Origin of the sequence: Enterococcus sp. AZ128, assembly GCF_051714485.1 — a bacterium.
GTDB lineage: Bacteria > Bacillota > Bacilli > Lactobacillales > Enterococcaceae > Enterococcus_A.
In genome coordinates, this window is the sequence record NZ_JBIORZ010000002.1 from 1,264,333 (window position 1) to 1,280,939 (window position 16,607).

The 16,607-nt window shown below is 41.8% G+C and carries 13 protein-coding genes; 10 read left to right on the plus strand and 3 right to left on the minus strand.

Going from position 1 to position 16,607, the window contains the following annotated elements:
- Window positions 1-29: 29 nt before the first annotated feature.
- Complete coding sequence (locus tag IGI38_RS17830; protein WP_438733034.1) at window positions 30-1,460, minus strand: basic amino acid/polyamine antiporter; 1,431 nt, start codon at window positions 1,458-1,460, stop codon at window positions 30-32.
- A 571-nt stretch (window positions 1,461-2,031) separates the two neighbouring features.
- On the opposite strand from IGI38_RS17830, the gene IGI38_RS17835 reads away from it, so the two are divergent.
- Together IGI38_RS17835 and IGI38_RS17840 are read left to right on the plus strand one after the other, a co-directional pair.
- On the plus strand, window positions 2,032-2,568 hold the full coding sequence (locus IGI38_RS17835) for a GNAT family N-acetyltransferase (protein WP_438733036.1): 537 nt from the start codon (window positions 2,032-2,034) through the stop codon (window positions 2,566-2,568).
- A complete protein-coding gene (locus IGI38_RS17840; protein WP_438733038.1) occupies window positions 2,565-4,370 on the plus strand; it encodes a hypothetical protein in 1,806 nt (601 codons plus the stop codon). The genes IGI38_RS17835 and IGI38_RS17840 overlap by 4 nt, the downstream gene beginning before the upstream one ends.
- Before the next feature lie 325 nt (window positions 4,371-4,695).
- On the opposite strand, the gene IGI38_RS17845 is transcribed toward IGI38_RS17840, so the two are convergent.
- Entirely contained in the window at window positions 4,696-5,778 is a 1,083-nt protein-coding gene (locus tag IGI38_RS17845; protein WP_438733040.1) for an iron-containing alcohol dehydrogenase family protein, read from the minus strand.
- A gap of 141 nt (window positions 5,779-5,919) precedes the next feature.
- Between IGI38_RS17845 and IGI38_RS17850 the strand changes: the two genes are divergently transcribed.
- The 4 genes from IGI38_RS17850 to IGI38_RS17865 all read left to right on the plus strand — a co-directional run bounded on the left by IGI38_RS17850 (window position 5,920) and on the right by IGI38_RS17865 (window position 10,182).
- Window positions 5,920-7,371, plus strand: a complete 1,452-nt coding sequence (locus IGI38_RS17850; protein ID WP_438733042.1) for an ABC transporter substrate-binding protein/permease — start codon at window positions 5,920-5,922, stop codon at window positions 7,369-7,371.
- Entirely contained in the window at window positions 7,364-8,086 is a 723-nt protein-coding gene (locus tag IGI38_RS17855; RefSeq protein WP_438733044.1) for an amino acid ABC transporter ATP-binding protein, read from the plus strand. The genes IGI38_RS17850 and IGI38_RS17855 overlap by 8 nt, the downstream gene beginning before the upstream one ends.
- Window positions 8,087-8,105: 19 nt before the next feature.
- The gene (locus IGI38_RS17860; protein WP_438733046.1) at window positions 8,106-9,257 is read left to right on the plus strand and encodes a pyridoxal phosphate-dependent aminotransferase; all 1,152 of its coding nucleotides are present in this window, start codon (window positions 8,106-8,108) and stop codon (window positions 9,255-9,257) included.
- 73 nt (window positions 9,258-9,330) lie between these two features.
- Window positions 9,331-10,182 (plus strand): AraC family transcriptional regulator, encoded by an 852-nt coding sequence (locus tag IGI38_RS17865; protein WP_438733048.1) that lies wholly within the window; start codon window positions 9,331-9,333, stop codon window positions 10,180-10,182.
- Between the two features lie 47 nt (window positions 10,183-10,229).
- On the opposite strand, the gene IGI38_RS17870 is transcribed toward IGI38_RS17865, so the two are convergent.
- On the minus strand, window positions 10,230-12,536 hold the full coding sequence (locus IGI38_RS17870) for an HAD-IC family P-type ATPase (protein ID WP_438733050.1): 2,307 nt from the start codon (window positions 12,534-12,536) through the stop codon (window positions 10,230-10,232).
- 187 nt (window positions 12,537-12,723) lie between these two features.
- On the opposite strand from IGI38_RS17870, the gene IGI38_RS17875 reads away from it, so the two are divergent.
- From IGI38_RS17875 to IGI38_RS17890, 4 genes are all read left to right on the plus strand, one after another.
- Window positions 12,724-14,220: a sensor histidine kinase gene (locus IGI38_RS17875; RefSeq protein ID WP_438733052.1), complete on the plus strand. Its 1,497-nt coding sequence runs from the start codon at window positions 12,724-12,726 to the stop codon at window positions 14,218-14,220.
- Window positions 14,198-14,893, plus strand: coding sequence for a response regulator transcription factor (locus IGI38_RS17880; protein ID WP_438733054.1), 696 nt, complete (start codon window positions 14,198-14,200; stop codon window positions 14,891-14,893). The genes IGI38_RS17875 and IGI38_RS17880 overlap by 23 nt, the downstream gene beginning before the upstream one ends.
- Before the next feature lie 116 nt (window positions 14,894-15,009).
- Window positions 15,010-15,585 (plus strand): NUDIX hydrolase, encoded by a 576-nt coding sequence (locus tag IGI38_RS17885; protein WP_438733056.1) that lies wholly within the window; start codon window positions 15,010-15,012, stop codon window positions 15,583-15,585.
- A 79-nt stretch (window positions 15,586-15,664) separates the two neighbouring features.
- Window positions 15,665-16,546, plus strand: coding sequence for a LysR family transcriptional regulator (locus IGI38_RS17890; RefSeq protein WP_438733058.1), 882 nt, complete (start codon window positions 15,665-15,667; stop codon window positions 16,544-16,546).
- Window positions 16,547-16,607 lie beyond the last annotated feature (61 nt).

The following is a 16,607-nucleotide window of genomic DNA, read 5'->3' on the forward strand; positions in this document are numbered from 1 at the left end:
GCAGTGATTTTTTTATCACTGTCGCATTTTTATCCTAATTGAATCAGAAAGACAACCAAGCTGACTACACCTAAAATTGTAACAATTGAAAAAAGAATTTTGTCCCTTTTTGTTGTAAAGACGGGGCGTTTATAAGTATGACTGTTCCACAACCAAAAGACAAAACCTAAGGCGTAGATCCCGATACAATAGAGCAAGTTCAAAATTCCGGATGAATACAGCATGTAGACGCCATAAACAATTCCGCCGATCGCTAAAAATTGCTGTCCCTTGTGCTTTTTTCCTTTAGCAATCTGCCATAAGAAGGCGGCAGATAAAACGTAAGGGACTAAAACCATTGTTGTTGCAGTATCAGTTACTGCTTGGAAGGCATCCATTGCCCAACGAGAGATCAAAAAGACGATCTGCATAATGACTCCGTTCAGAACTAGGGCATTCACCGGCGCATTTTGTTTATTGGCTTTCCCTAAAAATGCAGGAAACATGTTATCTTGGGCAGCATCATAAGAAATTTCCGCTGCTAAGATTGTCCATGAAATCCAGGCTCCCAGAACGGAAATGATCACACCGATATTGATCATACTACCGGCCCAAGCACCGGTAGAGGCTTGCAGTACGCCACTTAAAGAAGGGCTTGGCAGAGTAGCAAGTTGTTCTTGCGGCAGTGAGCCGAAGCTCAACATTACGATCAGGACATAGATTGCCAGTGTTGTTGAGTAGCCAATCAAAGTCGCGCGACCAACATCGCGAGCCCGCTTTGCCCGACCAGATAAGACGACAGCGCCTTCGATACCAACGAAGACCCACATCGTTTGCAGCATGGCATGACGAATTTGTGTTGGAACGCTGCCTAATTGTTTGCCATTCAGCATCATGTTTTTAGCAAAAATATCCATTGAGAAAGTTTGGTATTTAAAATGAATGAATAAGAGAAAAATAGCTAATAAGATTGGAATAACCTTCGCGCTTGTGGCGATTGTATTCAACAAACTAGCCGTTTTGATCCCGCGAGCGACCAAAAAGATCACGCCCCAAATCATAAACGTTCCTAAAAATAATCCGATTTGGCCGCCGGAACCGCCGATGGAAGGAATAAACTTACTTAAAGCATCTAAAAATAGAATGACAAAAGAAACATTACCAATAATATTACTCAACCAATAACCCCAAGCGGAGTTGAATCCGATATAATCACCAAAGCCATCTTTAGCATAATAATAAATTCCGCCAATGATCTCGGGTTCTTCCTTTGATAGAGTTTGAAAAACTTTCGCGATAAAGAAAACGCCGATCCCGGTGATCAACCACGCCAGTAGGGAGGCGATAACGCCAGCTGATTGAGAGATGCTGCTGGGTAGATTGAAGACCCCGCCACCTAGCATTGAGCCGATCACGATCATACTTAACCCCAACAAACTCAACTCTTTCGTATGATTGTCCGGCACTTGATTCTGTTCCATAATATCCTCCTAGTTCATTTCAACGACTTCATTTTTTATATAAAAGATGAACGTGATTCTCACCCTGTTGTTTTTTCCGCTAGACGGCTCATTTTTACATTCCGATCCACGAATAAATCTCAATTTTTTGTATGCGCACCATTTTCTTTATTAGTTCTAACAAGAACGACTGTCATACTGACCTTGAAAACGATCTAACTGTGTGAGGCAGAGCTGACAATCAAGAAACACTCTTTCTATATAAGCATACTTACGTAAAAATAACCATAAGGAGCTGGTAAAACTAAGAAGGATAAACTTAAAGAATTGCCATCTTATTCTAATTGTATTTAAAATATCGTTGGCTATCTGTCATTTATGGAAAAATAAAATATAACGGTATAGGATAAGAATGATCGAGGCTTTTCGGTGTTATTATTACCATCGTCGTGTTAACTAAGTGTAGGAATGGTTTGAGCGTTGTTTAGTTTCAAAACGATTTCTCCTTTCGGACTTTTGATGTATCTTTTTTAGAGAGGGTGTTTTTTTAATTGTCAGAGTGATAGAATTGAGAACAATGAGGGGGACTAAGATGATTGAAATTCGAGTAGCGACACCAGCGGATGCGTCTGCACTAGTGGCGATTTACGCGCCTTATGTTAGAGAAACCACGATAACATTTGATTATGAAGTACCTAACGAAGAGGATTTTGCCGATCGAATAGGAGAGACTGTTCAGGCATACCCTTATTTTGTTGCCGAAGATAATGGAGAAATCTTAGGTTACGCTTATGCTCATGCGTATAAAGACCGGGCGGCCTATGATTGGGCAGTGGAGGTCAGTGTATATGTTGATCGGGAAAAACGGGGTAATGGTGCTGGGAAACGATTGTATCAAGCGCTAGAGAAGGCCTTAAGAGCACAAAATGTTGCGATCTTAACAGCTTGTATAACGGGAGGCAATCAAGACAGTATAGAGTTCCACGAGAAGCTTGGTTACCAGAAGGTCGCATGTTTCCCTAAAATCGGCTATAAATTTGATCAATGGCATGATGTGATATGGCTCCAAAAATTCTTAACGGAGACAGAAGGAAACTTGCCCGCTTTTATTCCTTTTTCTAAACTATGAACATCAAAAAACGGATTAAACTCAATCCTGAGTTAGTGAGAAAAATACTGATAGGTGTTTTTATTTTCGCGATTGTTTTTCGCTGTATTATCGCGGTGATGATGCCAATCAAGGTCAGTATGCAAGCTGGCTATGATGATGCTCTTTCTATTAATCAGGCATTAAACATTCTAGATGGTAAATGGTTGGGGACTTATAACACCGGGACACTGTCAAAAGGACTATCTTTTACTTTCTTTTTACTTGTGAATCATTTTTCAAAAATCCCTTATCCGTTGTTTTTGTGTTTGTTTAATATAGGGGCAGCCTTTGCTATTGTTAGGGCGCTGACGCCATTGATTAAAAATAATTATTTAAGCGGACTGGGTTTCTTGTTCTTAATTTATTCACCAGCCACGCTGACCTCAGATTTTTCGCTGCGTGTTTATCGGAATAGTTTAGTTTTTGCATCAGTGCTGTTTGTTTTGGCAGGGATTCTGGGTCTCTATTTGCGCAGAAGAGAAACAATCGAGAAACGAATTCCTTGGTCGCTTGTGTTGATCGTTGCGTTTCCCTTTTTTTGGTATCTGCGGGAAGATTCAATTTGGATAATGCCTCTTTATATAGTAGCAACGGGTTGTACATTTTTCGGGATCATTGTGACAGAACGGCTTTCAGGAGCAACATTGAAGGAATGGGTGCGCAATTTTTGGTTGATGCTGAAGGGAACAAGCAAGAAAAAGATCATCAGTAATCTTTTGTTATTAATGGCTCCCTTGCTCTTTACATTTGGGGAGTCACTACTGATTTCCAAAATGAATCAGGACCACTATGGAATTTTTACCACTAATGATCGAACCAAAACGTCTTTTGCTAAGCTGACGGAGAACCTAATCCGGATCGATAATAGCGGTTATGATTCCAAATCAATTGCCGAGGACAGCGGCATCTGGGTCTCGAAAAAAACATTTGCAGAAGCTCAAAAGGTGTCACCGACTTTTGCCAAGTACCATAAAGGGATTGACTGGATGCTGAAGGAATCAATTTGGCCAGATGTTTGGCCAGTCCAAAATAAGGAGCTGCCGGGAGACATGTTTGTTTGGGGCTTGCGGGAGATGTTTCAGCGAGAGGGCTTGTACAAAAATGGCAGAGCAAATGAAGAAGTCTTTAAAAAAATGAATCAGGAACTAGCTGAAGCATTCAAATCTGGTGAGCTGAAACAGAAAAAAATGTTCTTCGTGTCGAAACAAAGCAATGGGAAGAAGCTTGAAGACATGGGAAAAGTTTTTAATTATCTAGGTGCGGGAATCATTGAAGCGACATCTTACAAAAGTTATCAGATAGGGTACAGCGGTTCGTTCTTTATGCCCAACCAGCCGGCAAAGATGATTCTGAAGCTGCTGAATGTCAAAACGCTACCGACGACTAAAAAAGGAATGAACGCAGAAGTGAAACGGACAAAGCCGTTAGTATTGCTCATCAGCGGAATTATTTGGCTGTATCGAATCGTTTCTCCTGTGCTGTTGTTTGTTAGTTTAGGCGCGTTGATGATTTTTACGGCAGGGTATTTCAAAAGGGAAGCAAGGCGTAAAGTCTTAGGCGATTATATGATTATCAGCTTAGGCTTGCTGCTGACATATCTTTTATATCTGTTTGGCGTATCATGGTTTTCCACTTGGGCACCAAATGCTAAGGATTTGTTTATGTTTTTCTATACAGGAGCAGGTGTGCCGTTAGTTCAAGTGATAGAGCTGCTGAGTGTAGTGCTGATAGTCAGAAATTTCCAAAATAAATTATTCGAAAGTAAAGCGAGTTTAAATTAGAATCAGCTAATAGTATTCTAATTAAATTCAATAAGAATTGTTACGAAGCTATACCAATGGTTTGTTATCCTTGCATTGTAAACGTAAGGAGGGCCCTAATAGCGCAATGAAACCAGAGAGGAACACTTCGAAAAACGAAGTAAAAACCACCGACTTTTTACTAGAAATGTTGGCGTTGTTCATTCTAATTTCCTTAACTATTTATGCCATAAGAACCGGGAAAATTTTTTAAAAGATACTTTGCTCCATGAGTATCTTTTTTTTAAAACTTTTTTTGCTGAACTAGACCAAAAAGGAACTTGCGGATTTCGCAAGTTCCTTTTTCTCATTTTCTCATCAATACTTCTAAGTCCTTCATTTTTTGAATCACAAGTGCTGGAGTAATCGTTTCCTTCATTAAGTGAATCATCTCACCTGGAGTACACGTACGTTCGGCGACAGCTTGATATTCCTCTTCAGTTAAATGCAGGTTCATGTCAGCTAGATTTGTCGGTAAGTCTAATTGCTGATAGAAAGGTAATAATTGTTTGATTTCATCCAACTCATTTTCGATCATTAATTGAACCAAAATACCGTATGCCACTTTATTTCCGTGGAGTTGCTGGTGACTGCCTGGTAAGACAGTCAAGGCATCGTGGATTGAATGAGCACCGGCTGTTCGGCCATACTCATCACCAAATCCGCCAACCATACCTGCTAATAGAATATTGGCCTCAACGATATCGATAAATGCCTGATTGATTTTTTCATGCTCCATTGCCAATAAAGCCTCTGAGCTTTCCTCAATCAGAATTTCACGGCATTTCTTTGCAGCAAATTCAGCGACCTGTACTTCGACAGGTTTCACGGTTAATTGAGAAATGATTGCATGAGATTCATACCATTTTGCTAAGGTGTCGCCAATGCCGGCAATCATTAATTCTCGAGGCGAGTGCAAAATGATCTCCGGATCGATCAGCACCAGATCGCTTGCTTTTGGGAAAATATCATAGCGCAACATTACGCCGTTCTCATCGTAAACTACACTCAATGGCGTGTAAGCTGCGCAAGTAGCTGCTAAGGTCGGTAAGATAATGATCGGAAGCTGGGTTTTGTAGGCGGCAAATTTTCCTAAATCTGCTACTTTACCACCGCCAACTGCGATGATACCATCGAACGTTTCTTTTTTGCATAAAGACGCAAAATATTCGGCTGCGGAATCGGTACATTGTCCTCCATAATAATGAGAGGTGTTTGCTATTGATAGCTTTGGAAAATACTCTTTTACTGCCTTCCAGGATTTTTCTCCATGAAGAATGAGAACATTCTCCATTTTTCTTCTATTAAGATGGGATTCCAATGAGTCCCAAGCATTTGCTTTTAGTTCATATTCTTGCGGTGCACCGCGTACGATCAATTGTTTTGTCATTATAAAACTTCTTTCATCATTTTTTTAGATTATTCTTTTTTTATTATAGCTATTATGGTAGTATAAATGCAAGTTGATTTTTGGATATTTATACCTTAATTATTCATATACTTATATTATTATTCAAAAGGAGCAGGATGGATGAAAAAGAGAATTGGAGCATTGCTCACGGTATTACTGATGTTAGTAAGCTTTTTACCGGCAAAAGCGCAAGGAGCAGAGAAAGATGCGATCTACGAGCGTATTCAACAAAGCGGGGAGCTAGTTGTCGGATTATCGGCTGACTATGCACCCTATGAGTTTCATGCGGATGTGGATGGAAAAGATAAAATCGTTGGTTTTGATGTGTCGATCGCTGAAAAAATCGCGAAGGACATGGGCGTTAAACTAAAAATTGAAGAGCTTGGTTTCGATGCCTTATTAGGTGCGTTGAAAACAGGAAAGATCGATCTAGTTATTTCCGGTATGTCGATTACGGAAGAACGTTTGAAGGAAGTTGATTTTTCCGATCCGTATTTTGTTGTTCAACAGAAGGTCTTGGTTCGCAAGGGCGACAAGAATAAATTCAAGACGACGGCAGATTTTAACGGATTGGCAGTTGGCGCGCAAAAGCAAACAACGCAAGAGGATTTAGTTAAAAATGAAATGACCGGTGCAGAACCAACTTCGCTGCAAAAGGTTCCGGACTTAGTCAACAATTTACTGAACAAAAAGGTTGAAGCAGTCGTATTAGAACAACCGGTAGCGGAAGCGTACGTTCAACAGAGTGACAACGTGGAATTGGCACCAGTGAAATTTGAACAAGGCGAAAAAGTGACAGCCATTGCCATGTCAAAAAACACACCGGATTTGAAAAAGCATGTCAACGCGTCAATCAAAACGATCAATGACAAAGATTTGCTGAAAGACTATCAAAAAGATGCCAATGATTTGATGTTCCAAGACGAACAATCATTCTTGCAAAAATATGGACCATACTATTTAAATGGAGCGAAATATACGATTTTATTGGCTTTTGTCGGTGTGCTATTTGGCTTAGTTATTGGTAGTTTGTTAGCCTTAATGAAATTAAGCAAGAGCAAAATCTTGAAAGCTATCGCGGTAATTTATATCGAGTACGTTCGGGGAACGCCATTATTGGTGCAAATTTTTATCGTGTACTTCGGAACAGGTGTGATCGGGTTAGACTTGTCGAAATTATTGGCTGGTTGTATCGCGGTCTCGCTGAACAGTGCGGCCTATGTCGCTGAGATTGTTCGGGCTGGGATCAATGCGGTCAACAAAGGTCAGATGGAAGCGGCGCGTTCATTAGGGATGAACCAAAAAGAAGCGATGCGCTATATTGTCTTCCCGCAAGCAATCAAAAATATTTTACCAGCTTTAGGGAATGAATTCGTGACGATCATCAAAGAATCATCGGTCGTTTCTGTTATCGGGGTATCAGAATTGATCTTCCAAACTGGAGTAGTACAAGGAGCCAGCTTCAAGCCGTTCTTACCATATGTGCTTGTGTCGCTGATCTACTTTGTATTGACCTTCTGTATTTCCCGTCTATTGGGGTTAGTTGAAAGGAGAATGGGACTGAATGATTAATGTAAAACAACTGTCAAAAAGCTTTGGCGATAACGAAGTTTTAAAATCGATCGATCTTGAGGTCAAAGATGGAGAGGTAGTGGTAATCATCGGACCTTCGGGAAGCGGGAAAAGTACGATTTTACGCTGCTTGAATCTATTAGAAGAGCCGACTTCTGGCGAAATCTTTTTTGAAGGTCAGAACATCACGGCTCCTGACAGCAATATTGATCAGATTCGTCAAAAGATGGGAATGGTATTTCAAAGCTTCAACTTATTTCCTCATATGAGTGTTGTAGAGAATTTGACGATCACACCGGTTAAAATTAAAAAAGAAGACCCAACAAAGGCGAAAGAACAAGCGTTGGCTTTGTTGGATCAAGTTGGCTTGAAGGAAAAAGCCGACAGTTATCCTGCTAGTTTATCTGGCGGGCAGCAGCAGCGGGTGGCGATCGCACGAGCGCTAGCTATGAATCCTGATGTGATGTTGTTCGACGAGCCGACATCAGCGCTCGATCCAGAAATGGTCGGGGAAGTATTGGCTGTTATGCAGGACTTAGCTAAAAAAGGTATGACCATGGTGGTGGTGACTCACGAGATGGGCTTTGCCAAGGAGGTTGCGGATCGTGTGATTTTTATGGCGGATGGCGTCATTCAAGAAGAAGGAACACCTGAAGAAATTTTTGATCATCCGAAAAATAGTCGGACGCAAGATTTCTTGAATAAAGTATTGTAAGATGACGAGGTGAACAAGGATGGATAAAAGTAAAATTGCGCGACGCTTCCAGCAGCCGGCAGAAAATTTGCTGATGAAGATCGCCGTTTTAGCGAAAGAAAAAGAAGATATCATCGATTTGTCGATCGGCGACCCGGATTTGATTACCAATCCGGCAATCATTGAAGCGGCTTATGCGGATGTAAAAAAAGGTGCAACGAACTATACAGCACCCGACGGCAGTAAAGAATTTTTGACGACAGTCGTTGAATTCTATCAAAAAAAATATGATCTAAATTTTCAAGTTAATCAAGTTCGAGCGACAGTTGGTGCATTGCATGGAATGTATTTGGTGATGCAGGTACTGCTTGATCCCGGCGATGAAGTAATCATTCATGAGCCGTATTTTTCACCTTATCGTGAGCAAGTCGTGTTATCCAGCGGTTCACCGGTTTTTGTTCCGACCTATGAAGAAAATGGTTTTCAATTAGAGGTTGAGGACCTAAAAACAGCGATCACCGACCGAACAAAGGCGATCATCATAAACTCGCCGAATAACCCAACGGGCGCAGTGTTTTCAGAAGCGACCTTGAAGCAAATCGCCGAAGTGGCGATTGAGAATGATCTCTTTATCATTTCGGATGAAATCTATGAAGACTTTGCTTTTAAAGAAAAATTCGTACCGATGGCTAGCCTGGCTCCAGAAAATACGATCACGATCAGTGGCGTATCGAAGGGCTTCGCGATGACCGGGTGGCGTCTAGGGTATATGATCGCACCGGCGTATATCAATCAAGTCGCGGGGATGATCAACGAGAGTATTACCTACTCTGCACCGACTGCCTCGCAGCGCGGCGGGATTTATGCGTTGAAACATTATGAAGAATTGGTTCCTCCGACAGTTGAAGTGTTTAAAGAGCGTTTGAGTTATATTGAACAAAGAGTTGCGGAAATTTCCTATTTATCCTTGCATCCAGTTGCTGGCAGCATGTATGCTTTTATTAATATCAGTAAAAGCGGGCTGGATTCAGTAACGTTCGTGGAAAAAGTCTTAGAGCAGAGCGGCGTGCTGTTCGTTCCAGGAAAAGCTTTCGGTGAAAAGGTCGGAGACGATTATATTCGTCTTGCAGCAACGCAACCGCTGGACCTTTTAGCAGAGGCCTTTGATCGATTGGCGAAGCTGAGCTTTTAGCTCGCAAAAGCCGGCACGTCCTGAGAGGTATTTCTTTACTGATCCTATTATAGTAGAGACAGGAGGAAAATGAATGGAATGGTTAGATCATTTCAATAGTAGTATTGCCCATGTGGAGGAGAATTTAGCTGGAGAGATCGACTTAGACAAGGCGGCGCAATTGGCGCAGTGTTCAAGTTATCATTATCAGCGGATGTTTTCGTATATCGCGGGAGTAACGTTAGGTGAATATATTCGTCGGCGCAGGATGAGTCTGGCGGGTGTTGATATGCAGCGAGGTGAAAAGGTGATCGATGTTGCTGCTAAATACGGCTATGATTCTCCAACTTCGTTTAATCGAGTGTTCAAAAGTGTACACGGGATTACTCCGAAAGAAGCAAAGCAACCAGGGGCAAAATTGACTAGCTATCCCATGTTGACCTTCAAACTTACAGTAAGAGGAGTACATGCGATGGAATATCAACTAATCGACAAAGAAGCATTTCATGTCACAGGATTTGGTTTAAAAATCGAACAGGATATGGAAGTGGCTCAAAAACGCATTCCAGAATTTTGGAATGAGGTGAGTGCCAGCGGAGAATTGCAAAAACTGATCCCGTTGATGGATCAAAGTAATCCCGGAGTTTTAGGTGTCAGCTTGATGACTTCAGAAATTCAAGATACTTGGGAATATGTGATCGGTGTGGTCAGCGAAGAAGCTTCAGAAGCCTTCGCCCAATATGAAATACCAGCAGCGAAATGGGCAATCTTCTCCGGAACGGGTCCAATGCCGGGCGCGATCCAGGAGCTGCAGCAGCAAGTATTTCAGGAATGGCTGCCGACTTCCGGTTTTGAATACGATGAATTACCGGATATTGAGTTGTATCTGGATGCCAATCCAGAGAATGCCCAATTCCAGGTCTGGCTGCCAGTACGTGCTAAATAAAAAGAAGCTGTCCGAGTGTGGACAGCTTCTTTTTTGTATTGGGTATTTTAGAGGAAGGCCAATTTCATTTTGGCGATTCGTTTCGCCAGCGGGTTCCATAATAGACAGTTACAAATCATCATAAGCACAAAACCTCCGAAAATCGGAAGCGTTAATGTACTGATCGACAAGAGCTGATGGAAGAGGACAACTGCTGTGAAACTGCCGATAGTAGTCGTAACCACCAGGAATAATCGCAGCCGATTAAATGGCTGGCATGATTTCATTACTGCGAAACAACTGACACCGATCAATAAATAGTACATCAAGGTTCGTGTGTCCATTGCAGATAAGAAAAATTGGCCCAAGCCCCAAACTAAAACAACATTTATCAGAACTAACAGCCCGCTTGGCATGGCCCGTTTGATTGCGTTAGGTAAAAAGCGTCCCTGAATTTTTCGATTGTCTGCTTCAAAGGATAGAAAGAAGGCTGGGTACCCTTCGATCGCCAAATCAATCAAGGTGATTTGAAGCGGAATGAAAGGGAATGTTGAGACGGTTAAAATACAGAACAATGAAACCAGCAGCGAATAAATTGTTTTGATGAAGAAAACACCGGAGGAACGCGTGATATTATTGATTACTCGTCGTCCTTCAAAAATAATCGCCGGCAGACTGCCAAAATTCGAGTCCAGCAAAACAACATCAGCGATTTGTCGTGTAGCGTCGTCTCCTTCAGCCATCGCGATAGAAATATCCGCTTCACGCAGCGCTAAAATATCATTCACACCGTCACCTGTCATCCCAACTGTATGTTCCCGTGATTTTAATTCATGGATCAGCAATTTTTTCTGCTGTGGGGTTACTCTCCCGAAAATTGAATGGCTGTGGGCCAACTGACGAATTTCTGTCTCGTTTGTATAATTGGAAAGGTCGATTGCTTTTTGATAATCTTCAAAGCCAGCTTTTTCAGCGATGGCCGCTACGGTCTTAGGATTATCACCTGAAATAATCTTCAGTTCAACGCCTTGTTCGTTCAAAAAGTTCAGGGTGTCTTTGGCATTTGCCCGAATCGGATCGCTCAAGGTTAGAAAAGCGATCGGTGTTAATCCTGAAGGTTGTTCTAAAATACCTGCTGAAGATAGAGCAATCAAAAGAATTCGCAAACCGGCTTCTTGATAGTGCTGAATGATTGTTGGAATCTCATCAGGAGATAGCAGATTTTCCGGTGAACCTAAATAAAGTGTGATGTTGCTTGCAAAAGTAACCGCTCCGTATTTTCGTTCGGAGGAGAAGGGAAGAACCTGTTTCGTCGGTTCATGGGCACCTTCGCCGAAATAACGATTTAATGCTTGAGCAGTTGGATTGCTGTCTTCAGTAGCTGCTAGATAGCTGGTCATCAGAGCTGGAAGGGCATTGCGATATTTTTCATCTAACAGGTAAAGATTTTCTACCTGCATGTTGCCCTCGGTCAACGTTCCTGTTTTATCCAAACAAAGAATATCCATATGAGCTAGGTTTTCGATCGCATACATATTTTGGACAAGCACTTGTTTTTTAGCCAATTTCAAGACACCAGTGGTCAAGGCGATACTGATCAGTAAGACTAACCCTTTCGGCAGCATTCCCAAAAGAGCAGCCACTGAAGCCACGACGGCGGTATAGGTTGAGCTGTCCCGTAGGAAAAAGGCTTCAATAAAAAGCAAAATCCCAATCGGTAAAATAATAAAGCTGGTGAATTTTGAGATTTTTTGGATCGATTGGATCAGTTCAGATTTGATTGGTTTGGCAGCTTTGGTCTCGTTGATGATCTTGGCGGCGTAGTTATCGGCGCCAACGTGCTGTACCTCAGCCAGCAATTGTCCGCTAGTCAAATAGCTTCCCGATAAAATTTCAGTACCACTTTTTTTGACGATCGTATCGGATTCGCCGGTAAGCAGAGACTCATTAACTTCCGCCAGCCCATCCAAGACAAGCATATCACTGGGAATTTGCTCACCAGCTTTTAACAAGACATGATCTCCTAAAACCAATCCGTCAGGTGCGATTGCTTGTTTTTCCCCGTCTCGAATGACTGTGATATCGTTTTGAGCTAAAAGGGTCAAACGATCCACCATTTTTTTTGCGCGGATTTCTTGAACGATTCCGATGATGATATTCAAGATGATGATCGAGATAAAAAACATGTTGCTATAGGCTTTGACAGCAAATAGACAAACTGCTAAAAGAAAATTCAGCAGGTTAAAAAGCGTCAAGGTGTTTTCCCGGATGATCGTACCGGTAGACTTTGCCGGATTCATCCGATAGTCGTTAGTTTGACCAGCTTCTATCCGTTCCTTGACTTGTTTTTTTGTTAACCCTGTAAATGATTGCATAAGTAAGTTCCTCCAAGACTGCTAATAAATACACTTAATAATAGAAAATAAAAGGAAATAAAATGGTGGGAAAGGATAAACAATTTATAAACTATTTATTAATACTTGCTTTATTTTTAGGAAAAGGCGAAGTGTTCGTGTTAAATAAGAAGGTAGAAACTTAAAAAGAGACTAGAGGTGACCATGGATGACGATTCGTCAACGGCTATATCTTTCTAATGTATTAATGATCGTGATGCCGATCGTTTTGACTGGGATCGTTTTAGGCGGACTTTTTTTCATTTTTTCAGAGACATTTGGCAGGGATTTTGTAAACCAATGGCGGGAAAATGAATTATATACGGAGAAGTATGATCAAATTGAAGCAATTCAAGCAGCCTATAAATCAAAGAAACCGACAGAAGAACAGCTGAAGCGGGCGATCAATCGTCTAGGGGAAAAGCGTTCCAGTGATGCTATCAGTATTTTGCTGTACGATGATGAGCAAGCGTTGCTTCAACGCAAAGGGGCATATCAAGAGGATAAAATCGTAAGGAGTATGCTGGAAAATTCAGAACAGCAGACGCTGGTAGTCAATAAGGTGTTGGTGAATCGCATCAAAATTGGCCGCTTTGACGTTCTGATCGTTAATCAGAATTACCATATGAATTTGGAAGAGCAGCTCTTGGACAATAAACACATGATTCTCTTGGTTGCTCTCTTAATCGTTGTTTGTGTGATACTCTTCGTGATTCTAACGAACTATATTTTAGCACGCTTTATTTTCCGGCCAATCAATGAAGGGTTAACGACGTTATTAAATGGGGTGCAGCAAATTCGTGACGGCAATCTAAGCTGGCGGACGGATTATCAAGGCAAAGACGAATTTCGACCGGTCGTAAACAGTCTTAATGAAATGGCCGAACGTCTTGAAATGATGGTGACAGAGCAAGAAAAAAACAGCGAAAATCGTAAAGAATTGATTGCTGGAATTTCTCATGATCTGCGCACACCGTTGACAGCGATCAAAGCTTATGTTGAAGGCTTGGAAAAAGGTGTCGCAACGAGCCCTGCAATGAAAAACAAGTATTTACAGACTATCACGCAAAAGACGGATGATTTGACTCATCTAGTGGATCAGCTGTTTCTATTCTCGAAGATCGATCTAGGTGATTTTGCCTTGAGAGTCCAAAAAGTCACTATTGGGAAATACTTGGCTGAACTGATTGAGGGCGTTAAGGAAGAATATCATCAACGGGGGTTGACCATTACATTAGGGGTTCATTCGTTTCAAACAAAAGTCGCGATCGATCCGGAGCAACTGCGCAATGTCATCATTAATATTATTGAGAATACAGTGAAATATGGTGCTAAAGTAGACAATCAGCTTGTGATCGAGCAATACGAACAATCCGAGCAGGTGGTCATCACATTTAGCGATAACGGACCGGGGGTTCCTCCGCAGCAGCAGGAAAAGCTGTTTGATGTTTTCTATCGAGGGGATCAGGCGCGCACGCAGTCAGGAAAAGGTAGCGGGTTAGGCTTGGCCATTGCTCGCCGAGTTGTAGAGAGTCAGGGTGGAACCATTGAAGCGGACACCTCGCAAAATGGCGGTCTGCAAATACAAATTCGAATCCCAATTAGCGCTGAAAAAAGAAAACCGGTATTCAAGGAGAAGAACGATGAAGAACATTTTGATTATTGAAGACGACGTAGCGATTGCTGACATTGTACAGGATTTTTTAACGATCAATGGATTTGAAAGCAGGATCTGTCACGATGGGGCTGAGGGCTTGGCAGCAGCTTTAACGAAAGCATACGATTTGATTTTGCTGGATGTGATGCTGCCGAGTATTGACGGCATCGAGGTTCTGCGGCAGCTGCGCAACGAAATTCTGGTGCCGATTCTTTTGGTAACAGCGAAAAACGAAGAAATCGATAAATTACGCGGACTGGGACTAGGTGCAGATGATTATATCAGCAAGCCTTTTTCGCCGACGGAATTGGTTGCTCGAGTTCGTTCTAATCTGGCGCAGTTTGAACGTCTGAACAAACACTCTTCCAATGTGGCGAAAAAACATTCGATCGGTACAGGAGACATCGTGATTCAGCCTGAGGCGATGACGGTTTTAGTCAAAGAAAAAGAAGTGGCTATGAAGCATAAGGAGTTTGAATTGCTGCTCTTTTTAATGGAGAATATCCAACGAGTCTTCAGTAAAGAGGAACTATACGAAAAGATCTGGGGAATGGAATCTAATGGGGATATTCGTACAGTAGTGGTTCATATCAATCGTCTGCGAGAAAAAATCGAGGAGAACCCCTCCGAACCGACGCATATCCAAACGGTTTGGGGAGCGGGGTATCGGTTTGTACCATAAAGACTTGGTTCAATGAGCCGAGTTTTTTTATTTATCATGCTGCTTGTTGCAGTTTGCTATAATCAATAAAAAGGTTTTTTTAAAATCAAAATCGACAAAGATATGAGGGACGAACAATGAAAAAAATCATTGCGTTAATCAGCGAGTATGAATCGTTTACGGAGCAAGAAGCGGCAGATAAGCGATTGTTTTTAGATAAATTACAATTTCAAGAACAGTTGCTGACACGAGAGAATCAAGACTATCATTTTTCTTCTTCTGCCTGGGTTGTCAATCCTGCCTATGACAAAGTGCTGATGGTTTATCATAATATTTACCAGTCCTATTCCTGGACAGGTGGGCACACGGATGGCTGCGTGGACCTTTTGTTTGTTGCGCAAAAAGAACTGGAAGAAGAAACTGGGATCAAGAATTATCAACTGATTCATGATGGGGTGTTTGCCTTTGATATTCTACCTGTGCAGGCCCACTATAAAAACGGTAAGTTTATCAAGGCGCATTTTCACATTAATACGACTTTTTTATTTATGGCACAGGAGGATCAAGTGCTGCAAGTTAAAGAAGATGAGAATAGTGATGTGAAGTGGATCGCCGCGGCTGAGTTGGATCAGGCGGTAGCGGAAGAGGAAATGCGGCCTTATTATCATAAAATGATGAAGAAGGCACGGATACTAAGAAAGGAACACTGCTAGTTTTTCTGTTTGTTCTGCACTATACTATTCCTAAATGGAATGAAATGTCGCTGACTTATTATAAAGGAGTTGCAAGAAGATGGATCAGCAAAAGCTGCAGCTGTTTCTAGATTTGACCGAAACATTGAATTATACCGAGACGGCAGAACGTAATTATATGACACAGGGGAACGTCTCGAAAAAAATCAGCGCACTGGAAAAGGAGCTGCAGGTCCCATTATTCGACCGCAGCAGTCGTCAGATTCAGCTGACAGAAGAAGGCCAGCTGTTGTTGCCGGACATTCGAAGAATCGTAGATGGTTATCGGAATTTGGCGGGGACATTGACTGAGTATCAAGAGAAAAAAGAACGGGTGCTGACCGTTCATACGATTCCAACGATGCCCAATTATTTAGGCTTTGATTTGTTAACCACCTTCTTGAAGCAGCATCCGGAGATTCATCTGAATTTGAAGGAATCCGAGGCGATGGCGCTTGGAGACTTTGAGATCGAAAAAAATACGATTTATTTCTTCCGTTCTTTGAAGAAAGATAGGGATAAAAACTATGTTTATACGGAAAAGGATCGCTTTGTAGCTGTCTTGCCGAAAAATCATCGTTTGGCAAAGAATGAAACGATTGCTCTTGATGCGTTATCTGAGGAACCTTTTCTGATACTGGGTCTGGCTGAGCTGTCTTATTACTCGGTAGAAGAACTATGTCGAGAAGCTGGTTTTGTACCAAATATTACGTATCAGGGAACGCGCATCGATTTGATCTTACGAATGATCGAAGAAGGATTAGGAATCTCCCTAATCATGGAAAAATCATTGGGGAATTCGTTGCCGGATCAATTAGTTATCCGTAAGATTGAGCCAACCAAAGAGAGCTTCTTGAATTTCTATCTATCCGAAACAGCAGATGCTCCGGCAGCTATAGAATTTTTGCGTTTCTTACAACTGAACCATTCCGATGTGGAATAGAATATGCTGAAAGCTGAATTGTATTGCGTACATGATGAGCCTAAACTTGGGTTATCAGAAG